The sequence below is a fragment of the Pseudomonas sp. FG1 genome (assembly GCF_034313875.1).
GTDB lineage: Bacteria > Pseudomonadota > Gammaproteobacteria > Pseudomonadales > Pseudomonadaceae > Aquipseudomonas > Aquipseudomonas veronii.
Genome location: NZ_JAVIWP010000001.1, coordinates 6250888 through 6263256, shown reverse-complemented (window position 1 = coordinate 6263256; position 12369 = coordinate 6250888). Strand labels below are relative to the sequence as shown.

The window sequence follows — 12369 nt, the reverse complement described above, 5'->3', positions numbered from 1 at the left end:
CAAGGAATTGTCATGACCCAAGCCATTCGTTACGAAAAAGGCCAGGACCAGATCGTGGTCCTGACCCTCGACATGCCCGGCCAGAGCGCCAACACCATGAACGCTGTGTACCGCGAGGCTATGGCGGCCACCGTGGCGCGGCTGCAAGCGGAAAAGGACGGGATCGCCGGCGTGGTCATCACCTCGGCGAAGAAGACGTTCTTTGCCGGGGGCGACCTCAATGAACTGATCAAGGTCGACAAGGCCCAGGCCAAGGAATTTTCCGACAGTGTGCGGGTACTGAAGGCGCAACTGCGCAGCCTGGAAACCCTTGGCAAACCGGTGGTCGCCGCCATCAATGGCGCTGCCCTCGGCGGTGGCTGGGAGATTTGCCTGGCGTGTCATTACCGGGTCGCGCTGGACGACCAGTCGCTACAACTGGGGCTGCCGGAAGTCACCCTGGGTCTGCTGCCGGGCGGCGGTGGCGTAGTGCGGATGGTGCGCCTGTTGGGCTTGGAAAAAGCCCTGCCGTATTTGCTCGAAGGTAAGAAGATCCGCCCACGGCAGGCCCTGCAAGCGGGCTTGATCGACGCGCTGGCAGCGGATCGCGACGAACTGCTGGCCAAGGCCCGCGCCTGGATTCTCGCCCACCCCGACGCCGCGCAGCCTTGGGACAACAAGGCTTACCAGATCCCCGGAGGCACGCCGTCCAGCCCGAAAGTCGCACAGATGCTCGCCATCGCGCCCTCGATCCTGCGCAGCAAAACCAATGGCTGCTTGCCGGCGCCGGAGAAAATTCTCTGCGCGGCGGTGGAAGGTGCCCAGGTGGATTTCGACACCGCGCACCTGATCGAAACCCGCTACTTCACCGAATTGGTCACCGGGCAGGTGGCGAAAAACATGATCGGCACCTTCTGGTTCCAGCTCAATGACATCAACGCCGGGCGTTCGCGCCCTGAGGGTTTTGCGCCTTACCTGACGCGCAAGGTCGGCGTGCTCGGTGCCGGGATGATGGGCGCGGGGATCGCCTATGTCAGCGCCTGTGCAGGCGTTGAGGTGGTGCTCAAGGACATCAACCTCGCAGCCGCCGAGAAAGGCAAGGCGCACTCGGCCACACTGTTGGACAAGAAGGTCAGCCGTGGGCAATTGACCGCCGAGCAGCGCGAAGCCACCTTGGCGCGTATCCATCCTACGCAGTCTGACGCCGACCTGGCCGGCTGCGACTTGATCATCGAAGCGGTGTTCGAAGACCGTGAGCTCAAGGCCAGGGTCTCTGCGGCCGCGCAAAACGTGGTCGGCCCGGACGCGGTGATCGCTTCCAACACGTCCACCTTGCCTATCAGCGGCCTGGCCACGGCGGTGCCGGATCAGGCCAAGTTCATCGGCCTGCATTTCTTCAGCCCGGTGGACAAGATGCCCCTGGTGGAAATCATCAAGGGTACACAGACATCGGACGAAACCCTGGCCCGTGGTTTCGACTTCGTCCTGCAAATCAAGAAAACCCCGATTGTGGTCAACGACAGTCGCGGCTTCTTCACCTCGCGGGTGTTCGGCACGTTCACCAACGAAGGCATCGCCATGCTCGGCGAAGGCGTGGCTGCGCCGATGATCGAGACCGAAGCGCGCAAGGCCGGTATGCCGGTGGGGCCGCTGGCGGTGTCCGACGAAGTGTCGCTTAGCCTGATGAGCCATATCCGACAGCAGACAGCCAAGGATCTGCAGGCCGAAGGTAAAGCCGCGCCAACCCATCCGGCGACGCAGGTGATTGATCTGTTGGTCAACGAATACCAGCGCATGGGCAAGGCGGCGGGGGGCGGTTTCTATGAGTACCCCGCAGGTGGGCAGAAGTATTTGTGGCCGGAACTGAAAAGCCGCTTCGAACGCCCCGACCAACGCATTTCAGCGCAGGACGTGCGCGACCGTTTGTTGTTTATCCAGGCCATCGAAACCGTGCGCTGCGTGGAGGAGGGCGTGTTGATGTCCACCGCAGACGCCAACGTCGGCTCGATCTTCGGTATCGGCTTTGCGGCGTGGAGTGGTGGCGCTTTGCAATTTATCAACCAGTACGGCTTGAACGACTTTATTGCACGGGCGCGCTACCTGGCCGAGCAGTATGGCGAGCGCTTCTCGCCGCCGGCGTTGTTGCTGCAGAAAGCCGCACAGGGTGAAGTATTTCGGTGATCGATGCGGGGCTTGCTTTGCAGGTACATTTCAAGGCAGGCTCTGGAGGTGTTCAATATTCCCATCGCCGTGTCAGGTATTTTTTATGTCGCTACGCGTCTGCATCCTGGAAACCGATATCCTGCGTCCAGGCTTGATCGATCAGTACCAAGGTTACGGGCAGATGTTCAAGCGCCTGTTCTCCAAGCAGCCGATCCCGGCCGAGTTTGTCGTGTACAACGTGGTGCAGGGTGAATACCCGTCGGATGACGAGGTGTTTGACGCATATCTGGTAACTGGTAGCAAGGCCGATTCGTTTGGCACCGATCCTTGGATTCAGACGCTCAAAACCTACCTGCTCGACCGCTATGAGCGCGGCGACAAGTTGTTGGGCATCTGTTTCGGTCACCAATTGTTGGCGTTGCTGCTAGGCGGCAAGACCGAGCGCGCCGGCCAGGGCTGGGGCATGGGCATCCACGATTACAAAATCGATGCCAAGGCGCCGTGGATGAGCCCTGAGGTACCGGAGCTGACGTTGTTGATCAGCCACCAGGACCAGGTGACCACCTTGCCGGACAATGCCACGGTCATCGCTTCCAGCGAGTTTTGCCCGTTTGCGGCGTACCACATCGGCGATCAGGTGCTGTGCTTCCAGGGGCACCCCGAGTTCATCCACGACTATTCCCGCGAGCTGTTGGAGATTCTTCAGACAACCTTGGGCGAGAAGGTCTACAAGAATGGCGTGGCTAGCCTCGAGCGCGACCACCACGGTGTGACCGTGGCGGAGTGGATGATGCGCTTCGTTGCGCACAAGCCTGAAGCCAAGGTTAAAGCCAGCCCGAACGCTTGAAGCTGGCCCACAAGCCGCTGCACCCTACGGCGATGAACCCCAGCACGCCAAAATAACCGTAATGCCATTGCAGCTCGGGCATGTTCTGGAAGTTCATCCCGTAAATCCCCGCCACCGCCGTGGGGAACGCCAGGATCGCTGCCCACGCGGCGAATTTGCGCTGCACCACGCTCTGGCGCGACGCCTCCAGCAACACACCGATCTCGATGGTCTGGCTGGCGATGTCGCGCAGGGTGGCCAGGTCTTCCATCTGCCGTGTGACGTGGATTTGTACATCACGAAAATACGGGCGCATGTTCTTGTCGATGAATGGAAAACTCAGCTTCTGCAGCTCTTCGCTGATCTCCACCATCGGTGCCACGTAGCGGCGCAGGCTCAGCACGTCACGGCGCAGGCTGTGGAGGTTCTGGATATCGTGCTCATTGAGTGAGCTGCACAGCACGTTGCGCTCCAGCTCATCGATCTCGGCGTGGATCGCCTCGCTGACCGGCTGATAGTTTTCGGTGACGAAATCCAGCAGTGCATAGAGTACGAAATCTTCCCCATGCTCCAGCAACAATGGCCGTGCCTCACAGCGCTGGCGCACCAAACCGTAGGACGCCGAGTGCCCGTTGCGCGCCGTGATGATGTAGCCGTTGCCGGCAAAGATATGGGTTTCGATAAACACCAGCTTGCCGTTCTCGCGCACCGGAGAATAAGTGACGATAAACAGCGCGTCGCCGAAGGTTTCCAGCTTGGGGCGGCTGTGTTTTTCCAGGGCGTCTTCGATGGCCAGTTCATGCAGGTTGAACTGGCGTTGCAGGTTGCCCAGCTCGCGAGCGTCGGGCTCTTCCAGGCCGATCCAGACAAAATGCCCGGGTTTGGCGGCCCAGGCCGCGCCTTCGTCGAGGGTGATATCGGTAACTTTCTTTCCGGCGCTGTAAACAGCGGCCGCAACAACTCTACCCATGGTGCCGATCACTTCTTATCAGGGGAACAGATGTTGGGCAGCTTAGCTGGAAGCGAGTTCTATTGTTATGGCACTTTGCAGTTCGTGGTCCATCGCCTTGATGCATTCATCCATCTGCGCGTAGCAGGCTTGCATCAACGCCGGGATGTCATCCACAGTCAGGCCGGTGGTAGGAATCGGCGGCAGCGAGCGTATGTGTACATCGCCACTGTTCCAGCGATTGAGTTGCATATGGGTGACGTAATTGCTCACGCACACCTGCACGATGGGCACGCCGGCGGCAATCGCCATGTGGAACGCGCCTTTCTTGAACGGCAGCAGGCCCTTGCCCAGGTTGCGCGTGCCTTCCGGGAAGACCCAGATCGACGTGTCCTTATGCTGCAGCGTCCGGGTGGTGGTGAGCATCGCGCGGCGTGCCTTGTACGCATTGCCGCGGTCGATCAGCACGTTGCCCGCCAGCCAGAACAGCTGGCCGAACAACGGCACCCATTTCAGGCTTTTCTTGGCGATACACACGGTGCGGTGCGGCACCACGGTGCCCAGCACAAACAGGTCATAGTTGGACTGGTGGTTGGCGATGATCAGACAACTGCCGGGTTTGTTGCGCAGCGAATCGACATCGGCCTTGACGCGCAGCCCCAGTATTCGCATCGCCGGCAGCGCATACAGGCGCGCGCACAGACGGCTGTTGTCCGGGTTGAACGGCCGACAGATCCCCAGCAACACGCCCAAGCCGCCGGCGAGGATAAAGTGCAGGCCCATCAACGACATACGCAACAGAAACAGCATCGACACGGCACCATCGAGACAAAAGGTGGCGCAGTGTACGGATGTACACTGTATTCGGCAATTGCCCCGATAGAGGTAGGAGATAGGCGATGTTTAAGTACATGTTTCAATAAGTGCCAGCAGGGGCAGACTAGAGCGGCCAAGGATTAGTCGGTTGTTTTTGTAAGAAAAAGCCCGACTCAAGGTCGGGCTTTGATACGGCACATGCAGGCGGCTTAGCTCAAAATATGGCCCTGGTCCTGGATGATTGCTTCATCCAAGGCTTCGAGCAGGGCTTTGCGCACTTTCAATTTGGTCTGCTTGTGGGCGTTCATATTGAGCTTCTTCAACTGCCGCGCCGCTTCCAGTGCCGCTGTGTGCAACGCTTCCGGCGCCACCACCTTGTCGAGGAAACCGGCTTGCAATGCGCCTTGCGGGTCGAACATCTCGGCGTTGATCACCGAACGCTGAAACGCCGACTTGCGCAGACGATCGCGCGCCAATTCGATCCCTGCATGGTGCATGGTCATGCCGATCGCCACTTCATTCAGGCCAATGCTGAACGGGCCCTCGACCCCGATCCGATAATCCGCCGACAACAGCAGGAACGCGCCCTTGGCCACCGCATGCCCAGGGCATGCGACGATCACCGGGAACGGATGCGCCAACAGGCGCCGCGCCAGCGTCGAGCCCGACGTCACCAGGCCGATCGCTTCTTTAGGGCCGGCGGTCATCACTTTCAAATCATAGCCACCCGACAGAATCCCCGGCGTCCCGGTGATGATCACCACCGCCCGATCCTTCTCGGCCTGATCCAGCGCTTCATTAAATGCACTGACCACCGCCGGAGAAATGGCATTCACCTTGCCGTTGCTCAGGGTCAGGGTCGCGATACCGTCTTCCAGGTGGTAGGAGATCAACTCACTCATGACGTGGTTCCTTGTAGGATTTGTTATAGAGGTGCATGCGCAGACGTTACTCACCACGCCCGGCCTGGTAAAGCGCTGTGACTGACTGGCCAGTCAGGCTTTCCCTCTATACCCGGCGGTAAACCGCCCGGGGCAGGGCGCAGCAACCGTCCCAGACGCGTGCCGCCGATGCCTGAGAATGGCAGAATCATCGCCCTCGCCTGGCCCGTCACGGAATACCGGTCTAACCGCATGAAAATTCTGAAAAAAACCTTTGCCATCAGCAAGTCTTTCGACTACATTAGCGCGCCTCGACAGACTGAACTGGTTTGACGAGATACGGTGAAGTGTCCGAGTGGCTTAAGGAGCACGCCTGGAAAGTGTGTATACAAGAAATTGTATCGAGAGTTCGAATCTCTCCTTCACCGCCACATTTAGAAAAGCCTGTGAATTCAGTTACTTAGAGTTCACGGGCTTTTTCGTTTGTACTACTTATTTGTACTACTCCCCTCGTATCGCATACCCTTCGCTGTAACCCTGTCCCTCCTGCGTCACAAGCTAGCTATGTTCTCGCGCCCAGAGAAGACGGTTCACGTCTGTCGGAATTACCGTTCGTCGCACAGAATAGATAATAGTTGCTTTTATTTTACGAATATGCTTGACAGGTGGCGTATGTCGTGCGACAATAAGTAAAGATAGAGGTTTTTATTACGCCTCTCCCCGCTACACCCCCTGAATTTCTCCTTGAGGCTCTTCCCAAGAGTTTCAAACTGGCCGCCGTGGGAACGGTCCATAACGTTAAGCAGTTGCGTTGGCCGAGAAACTGTCAGGCTAAGGTGAGGATCTTAGTCGGTCACGCCCTTGACTATCGAAATGGGCACCTCATTCGCAACACCATAAAGAGCATCGGTTACACAACTACGGCGGGGCGCCTTCAAGCTGACCCCGCCTTCTTTTTGTCCGCGCTATTCTTCAGTGCGTTTCAGTAGCAATCAAACCCAAACTAACCAGTAAATCACCTAGTTCAAAAGGAGCCATGCCTATGGCCGTAGTAAAACGAAACTGCATTGTATGCAGTGAACCATTCGATTCAAAAAACAGCAGAGGCGTGTATTGCAGCGCCGCTTGCAAGTCATCTGACCATCGTCGTAAGAAGCGAGCAGACAAAACAATCACCATCGGCAGGTTGGAAGTAACTTTTACCGATGTTGGGGACACTAAAACTTACGAAGAGCTTGAGGCTCTCGTGCGAAGTTTTCTAAATCCAGAAGTTTTAGAAGCAATCCATTCCGATGCACCAATTATTCTAATGAGAGAGACACAATGAGCTTATTCAAAACTGTAGATACAGCCGAACTTCAAGCCCGTAAGGCAGCAGCAGAGGAACAATTCCGAGGCCGCAAGAGTGGGATCAATCACTTCGCCGGCAATGATCCTGTAACAGGGCGCCCTGTAGGTGGGTATGTCGAGGGTGGCATTGAAGCCGTTCTTGTGAAGTATGCAGAAGACCTCATTCCGGTATATATCGAATACACCGCCAAAGGCTACACGCTTACAACGATTGGCACTGTAGCGATTAATGCAAACACTTTTGAGATCTACTTCAATCGTCCAGAGAGCCAAGTCAAACCAATGCTTGCAGCAATCTTGCAAAAGGTTGAGGACGATTACAAGGCAGAGATTGAATCTCACAACGAGAGCTTCATCCAACAGCAAGTTGACGCACAACTTCGTGTTGACGCTGCTCGCGAAGAGCGTGAACAGGCTAAAGCTGCTGCTGAAAAGCGTGCTCTTGTTGAAAAACAGATCCGGGAGACTTTCACCGCGCCACCGGCAACAGAGGTGGTAAAGACTACTCCCGCCCGAGGTAAACGCTAATGGATGGTTTGACCAAGTTGCTATTGACCAAGTACAACCCCGGTAAATTACAGGAGCTTCTACAAGAGCCTTTGGCAGTAACTAAGAGTGAATCCTCATCAGTGCAAGAACCAACCGCTAAAAGCGCCCCAGAAGCCATACACGCATCTACAGGGATGACCTTAGTTATGAGTAGTGCAGATTATAACGAGTCAGTAATTTTTAAAGCTCTTCGAGAGTTCAACTCTGCAAATCCTGAACTGATTGCAAGGTCGTTTACGCTACCTGTTAGTATGAACGGCATTCCGGCAGGAAGTTGGGTTTTCGTTCCGCCAAAGGACCATTAATGGAAAGATTGGTTACGCCGAAACAAGTTCTGAAAAATGAACAGCAATACCACAGTATCACCACAATGGCCCCCTCAACTAATGTTCGTGGCTTTGTTTGTGCAATGTCTCAACACCTGAGAGCTTATATCTCTCCAGGTATCGCCTTTAGTTACAAGTGGGCAAGACTTCCTGACGGTACAGTCTATTTTGCATTGTCTGGTGGTCGGGCCGTCCAAGATGCTTTCAAGGCGTACTTGATTAATAACAAGGGTAGCACCCTTGCAAGTGCTGAGTATGTAAGCTTTGGCCGAAACAACACTGCATTCCATCGTACATTTAATGAGTACTTTGAACAGCGTCAGCTTCCGAATGGTTTCGCCAGTGGGGGTAGCCAATGAGTGCCCACAACGAAGAAATTGCACGCCTTACGGGTTCGTTGTTTTTCAAAGTCGATGCTTCTGGCTTACAGCACTTTCTGGGTATGTTGAAGACAGCCGAAGCCTCTATGATAAGAGTGGGCAAGCAAGCCGAAGCGCTGCAAAAGGCACTGAATAAGAAGTTTAACATCACCACCAGACGGGATGCCAGCACAGCCGCGAATGCGGCAGTTGAGAAGAGTCTCGCTAAGCAGGTAGCGACAGAACAGAAGTTGGCTCGCCTCAAGCGCGCCCAGTTCGCCACCCAGCTTGCCGAGCAGAAGTTAGTATCCAATGGTAAGCGTGAAGACGCCTTCTTGCAAAGTGCATCTTTGAAACAACAAGTCACGTCGGCAGTGTTGTCGGCCAAACAGCATAAGGCTCAACAGGAAGCCCTTAAAGTTGATCTTGGGCGAGCTAAGTTGCAGGCCACGGCTGAACAGTCAAAGATTCGAGAAGCTCGCCTGCAAGATGTTTTGCTTCGCCGTCAAGAAAGAACAGTTCAACTACAGCAACAGGCTGCGCTACATCAGTCTAAGTTGCAGCGTGCGGAGGCCGGATTACTTGCCGCTCGTGAGCGTGGTGTACGACTTGCCGAGCGCCATCAAGCATCAAAACTTGCCAGTGCTACCCGTGAAGTCAGAGCCGCAACACGCACCGAACAGGCATCCGGTCGCTATGCCATGGCAACCGAACGCCACGCCTCTTGGCAGGCCCGTCAGGCTGAGCCTCAGGGTCTGGGCTTGAGTGGACTGACTATCGGGATTGGAGCGGCTGGTGCCGCGTTATACGCGCTTACAGAGGCTGCTGGGTACTTGGGTGAGCGTATCAAGCAGCGCCAAGAGACGGCAGCCGATAATCAACAGTTTGATAATACCTTGATGGCTGCTGGTAATAACGATAAAGAGCGAATCCGGATCAAAGAGGCGTACATTCAAAATTCTCAAGAGTTCGGAATGAAGATTGATCGTGAATCGGCTGTAGCTTATTCAAACATGGTTCAAGGTTTTCGCGCTCAGGGAAAAACACTGGAAGAAGCCATCCAGCTCCAGAAAGATCAAGCTGCTGTATTCCGTATTGGTAACTTGGACAAGACGCAGCAGTATTCTGCCGCTCTCCAGCTTAACCAAGGGTACTCAAAAGACCGATTCATGGGGCAAGACCTTCGACCACTAACAGACGCACTTGGTACGCGTCTAACTACAATCTTGTATCAGGCCATTGGTAAAGCTCTTGGTTACAAAGGTGATATTAACAAGTTGGCTGGTTTCGTATTGGAGGCTCAACACGATGGCAAAGTTAACGGTGCAATGGTTCAGCAGGGGATGCGAGATATCGTTGCCCAATCACCGGAACTACTTGAGAGGCATAAGCACTCGTTGGATGCACAAGCTGTCCGTGTGGAAAACGACAAGTACCTCCAGGCCGAGAAAACAAACAGCGATCCTGAGTTGATTGCCGCGCTGGGTGATCGTCTTACAGCCGAGCGACAGTTGATCGAATCGACCTCAGGTCTGCAAGCTGCTTTCCGGGACTTCGACGTGGTATTAGTCAAGCTGCAAACTTCAATGTTGCATATGATGACAGGTAAGAATGCTGATAACACCGAGAAGACTCCGCAACAGAAGGCCGAAGAAGTTGGGGCGGCGTACATGATTGAAGGTAGTGGTGTTGATCCATACGCCTTTAATGGCGGTAAGTCTGACGCAAGTGGTAAGAAGTCGGTTGACCCTATTAGTCAGTTGTGGGGCTGGTTAACTAACAGGCCTGACTACTCCAAAGGTGAATTTACCGGGAGGGTGGTTGCTACTGACTCGTTGAGTATTACACCTCCTGAACTATCTCTGGGCGGCTTGAATACAGGCGGGATTCCAAACTATGGCAAACGCCTTGCAGATTTGCTCGCTGCCGGTGATCCAGATAGCGCTATAGCCAAACTTGTCGCTACCGCGACGACTCAGGCTTCACGCGCCACCCCCGGTAGTCGTGGCGCGTGGGTTTCCGATGAGCAGCCTGTTAGGGGTACAGTCGTCAATAACACGACTAACTCTAACAGTGCGGCACCGACTACCGTAACAAATAATGTCACGGTTAATGTAAAAACGGATGCTGACGCTAATGAGATCGCAAAAGTAGTGACTGATAAGATCTTTGGTTCCTACACCCCTAAAGAAGTTCAATAAGCCTGCTAACAACAGGCTTTTCCCCTTTTATACCCAGATAGACCAAGGAGTCTCTGTGCGTGATTTAAAAATTATCAAGCAGTTACTTGTGATGCTGATATTCATGGTTCTGTTAAATCTCGGTTTGACTGGCTATAGCATTGTGCGTAACGAAGTATCAAATAAAGAGTTTGCTGCCAGGGTTTCTCAAGAATCCCAGCAACGAGAAGCCCAGCTTGTAGTTAGATTGGATGCGACCATGCAGCGCCAAATTATGGGCATCAGGGAGGGCTTTATTTCTTGGAGGATTGATCAGGTTTCCCAGACTCGGAAGATGGTAGCGCTTGAGGTTAGTATCCAACTAATGCAGCAACTAGATGAGGCGAAAAAATGAGATATGAAGATATTGCAGGACAGCAAGACTTCCACGCCGCTGCGACTGAATATGTTGTTGAGGTCTACGGACAAGACGTACTGAATTCTTTCCCACCCATTAAGGCAATGATCCTTGATTGTATTCTGGCTGGGCACTTGGAGCAGCAGGCACAACTAGAAGTATTTATCGACTACCGAGTTCAACCCGCAAGTAAGGAGAGAGAATGATGAATCAAGTTTACCGTGACGCAAGTGAGGCATTGCATGCCGCCTATGAACTTTCAGAGAGGCTCCATAGGCCCGTATGGCGTCATACAGGCGTCGATAGTCGTGGCGCCACTGTATGGGTGGTTTCACTTGAGCGTGACGCTGCAATCGCTCTACAGGGGCTTGTGAGTTAGGCTCATACAATAACTTGTAAGTGTAAAGTATCTTGACAAAATAGGGTCATTAGGCGTATTGTCGCCAACTTCCTAAAACCCAACATCGAACGTTCTCGACTTGCACTAGTGCAACGTCAGGCGTCGGTTTTGTGCTGTCTGGAATTTGACCCTCCCTATTACCAGAGGCATCTGCCTATGAAATGAAAAACTACTGGAGCGTAACTATGGCAATACCATTTGTTTTCAAACTTATTGACTACACAGAATCAATCCAACCGGCGCCGACGAAGCGTGGGCGAAAGCCTGGAAGTACATCCAATCCGATTGCCCACATAACTGCGCAACTGTCATTCCCGGGTACTCGCCCTCAGTGGTTTGACGACATCGTTTTTGGTAGTTGTCTCAACAGCGCAGGTCAGTCTGGGAACGTTTGCAACGTATCCATGGACGAGGTTGCCGCGGCGCTTCACTTGCGTACATTCGTAGTTCAGCCCCTTCTCGATGCTGGAATGGCAAGGCGGAAAGCCCAGCGCGTGATAGCAGCTGCACGCCACGCTGCTCACGGGTTATTCACCTATCTGATTCGACGACCAGAGCTGCTTGAACGTTACGAGGAGGAAGCGCGTATTGAGGCCAAGCTGGCCTACTCCCATGTTGCGCTTGTGCCGTATACACCGCTAAGACAGGTTCCGCGCCACATCGAAGAGTTACGAGAAACTGGAGATTACTTAGCATACGGCGAGGCACTCCGAGAGTTCCGCCTTCAAGGAACTCATTAACGTCGGAAAGAAGAAAGACCGGAGGTCTGAACAGATCAAAGCAATTAACGTCGGAAAGAAAAGAAGCCAGTGCGAAGCACTAGAGTGTAATCACCCTTGGAGTGACGTTAGTCGTATCGTCCCGATTCTGGATCAGCCCACCAGTAAATACATCCAGCATCACCACAACCCAAAATGCTTTTGATCTTGACCTTGATACACCGGAGGTGATGGCAATAGCTGTCAGCGAACGCTGACGATGAACTGCTGAATGCGAACGCATTCCTTTATGCACAAAAATCCAAGATCAAGGGCAGAAGCGGTTCTGTGGTGATTTCTTTATGTATGGCTTCGGTTGGACTGGAAGTCCTGTGGCGATACGTCCACCGGGAGGTGGCATAGCCTTTGAAGTGAATCAACTTTACAGCTCACGCTGTTACCATCTCTGCACTAGGTGGAGCCATACGGTGACGTA

The 12369-nt window shown here is 54.1% G+C and carries 12 protein-coding genes and 1 tRNA gene; 10 read left to right on the top strand and 3 right to left on the bottom strand.

Annotated features, from left to right (window positions below; translation table 11 throughout):
• Positions 1–12 precede the first annotated feature (12 nt).
• Positions 13–2160, top strand: a complete 2148-nt coding sequence (locus tag RGV59_RS28780; protein WP_126585525.1) for a 3-hydroxyacyl-CoA dehydrogenase NAD-binding domain-containing protein — start codon at positions 13–15, stop codon at positions 2158–2160.
• Between the two features lie 85 nt (positions 2161–2245).
• A complete protein-coding gene (locus tag RGV59_RS28775) occupies positions 2246–2989 on the top strand; it encodes an amidotransferase (protein ID WP_017848503.1) in 744 nt (247 codons plus the stop codon).
• Here RGV59_RS28775 and RGV59_RS28770 read toward each other — a convergent pair.
• The 3 genes from RGV59_RS28770 to RGV59_RS28760 all read right to left on the bottom strand — a co-directional run bounded on the left by RGV59_RS28770 (position 2967) and on the right by RGV59_RS28760 (position 5635).
• Positions 2967–3938 carry a magnesium and cobalt transport protein CorA gene (locus RGV59_RS28770; protein ID WP_026140214.1) on the bottom strand — a complete coding sequence of 324 codons (972 nt, stop codon included), beginning with the start codon at positions 3936–3938 and terminating at the stop codon, positions 2967–2969. The two genes, RGV59_RS28775 and RGV59_RS28770, sit on opposite strands and share 23 nt — an antisense overlap.
• A 42-nt stretch (positions 3939–3980) precedes the next feature.
• Positions 3981–4727 (bottom strand): lysophospholipid acyltransferase family protein, encoded by a 747-nt coding sequence (locus RGV59_RS28765; protein WP_017848501.1) that lies wholly within the window; start codon positions 4725–4727, stop codon positions 3981–3983.
• Positions 4728–4942: 215 nt separating this feature from the next.
• Positions 4943–5635: a crotonase/enoyl-CoA hydratase family protein gene (locus RGV59_RS28760; RefSeq protein ID WP_017848500.1), complete on the bottom strand. Its 693-nt coding sequence runs from the start codon at positions 5633–5635 to the stop codon at positions 4943–4945.
• Positions 5636–5955: 320 nt separating this feature from the next.
• Here RGV59_RS28760 and RGV59_RS28755 point away from each other — a divergent pair.
• The 8 genes from RGV59_RS28755 to RGV59_RS28720 all read left to right on the top strand — a co-directional run bounded on the left by RGV59_RS28755 (position 5956) and on the right by RGV59_RS28720 (position 10981).
• A tRNA-Ser gene (locus RGV59_RS28755) sits at positions 5956–6045 on the top strand.
• Between the two features lie 611 nt (positions 6046–6656).
• Positions 6657–6941, top strand: a complete 285-nt coding sequence (locus tag RGV59_RS28750; RefSeq protein ID WP_126585524.1) for a hypothetical protein — start codon at positions 6657–6659, stop codon at positions 6939–6941.
• Positions 6938–7492 carry a hypothetical protein gene (locus RGV59_RS28745; protein ID WP_126585523.1) on the top strand — a complete coding sequence of 185 codons (555 nt, stop codon included), beginning with the start codon at positions 6938–6940 and terminating at the stop codon, positions 7490–7492. Before RGV59_RS28750 ends, RGV59_RS28745 begins: the two co-directional genes overlap by 4 nt.
• On the top strand, positions 7492–7818 hold the full coding sequence (locus tag RGV59_RS28740; RefSeq protein WP_126585522.1) for a hypothetical protein: 327 nt from the start codon (positions 7492–7494) through the stop codon (positions 7816–7818). Before RGV59_RS28745 ends, RGV59_RS28740 begins: the two co-directional genes overlap by 1 nt.
• Entirely contained in the window at positions 7818–8198 is a 381-nt protein-coding gene (locus tag RGV59_RS28735) for a hypothetical protein (protein WP_126585521.1), read from the top strand. Before RGV59_RS28740 ends, RGV59_RS28735 begins: the two co-directional genes overlap by 1 nt.
• Complete coding sequence (locus tag RGV59_RS28730) at positions 8195–10399, top strand: hypothetical protein (RefSeq protein ID WP_126585520.1); 2205 nt, start codon at positions 8195–8197, stop codon at positions 10397–10399. Before RGV59_RS28735 ends, RGV59_RS28730 begins: the two co-directional genes overlap by 4 nt.
• 55 nt (positions 10400–10454) lie before the next feature.
• Positions 10455–10772, top strand: coding sequence for a hypothetical protein (locus tag RGV59_RS28725; RefSeq protein ID WP_126585519.1), 318 nt, complete (start codon positions 10455–10457; stop codon positions 10770–10772).
• A complete protein-coding gene (locus RGV59_RS28720; protein WP_126585518.1) occupies positions 10769–10981 on the top strand; it encodes a hypothetical protein in 213 nt (70 codons plus the stop codon). Before RGV59_RS28725 ends, RGV59_RS28720 begins: the two co-directional genes overlap by 4 nt.
• Positions 10982–12369: the final 1388 nt, after the last annotated feature.

Bases quoted from the DNA above. Each gene is read 5' to 3' on its own strand.
- RGV59_RS28780 (WP_126585525.1), top strand. From the start codon at position 13: ATGACCCAAGCCATTCGTTACGAAAAAGGCCAGGACCAGATCGTGGTC.
- RGV59_RS28775 (WP_017848503.1), top strand. From the start codon at position 2,246: ATGTCGCTACGCGTCTGCATCCTGGAAACCGATATCCTGCGTCCAGGC.
- RGV59_RS28770 (WP_026140214.1), bottom strand. From the start codon at position 3,938: ATGGGTAGAGTTGTTGCGGCCGCTGTTTACAGCGCCGGAAAGAAAGTT.
- RGV59_RS28765 (WP_017848501.1), bottom strand. From the start codon at position 4,727: ATGCTGTTTCTGTTGCGTATGTCGTTGATGGGCCTGCACTTTATCCTC.
- RGV59_RS28760 (WP_017848500.1), bottom strand. From the start codon at position 5,635: ATGAGTGAGTTGATCTCCTACCACCTGGAAGACGGTATCGCGACCCTG.
- RGV59_RS28750 (WP_126585524.1), top strand. From the start codon at position 6,657: ATGGCCGTAGTAAAACGAAACTGCATTGTATGCAGTGAACCATTCGAT.
- RGV59_RS28745 (WP_126585523.1), top strand. From the start codon at position 6,938: ATGAGCTTATTCAAAACTGTAGATACAGCCGAACTTCAAGCCCGTAAG.
- RGV59_RS28740 (WP_126585522.1), top strand. From the start codon at position 7,492: ATGGATGGTTTGACCAAGTTGCTATTGACCAAGTACAACCCCGGTAAA.
- RGV59_RS28735 (WP_126585521.1), top strand. From the start codon at position 7,818: ATGGAAAGATTGGTTACGCCGAAACAAGTTCTGAAAAATGAACAGCAA.
- RGV59_RS28730 (WP_126585520.1), top strand. From the start codon at position 8,195: ATGAGTGCCCACAACGAAGAAATTGCACGCCTTACGGGTTCGTTGTTT.
- RGV59_RS28720 (WP_126585518.1), top strand. From the start codon at position 10,769: ATGAGATATGAAGATATTGCAGGACAGCAAGACTTCCACGCCGCTGCG.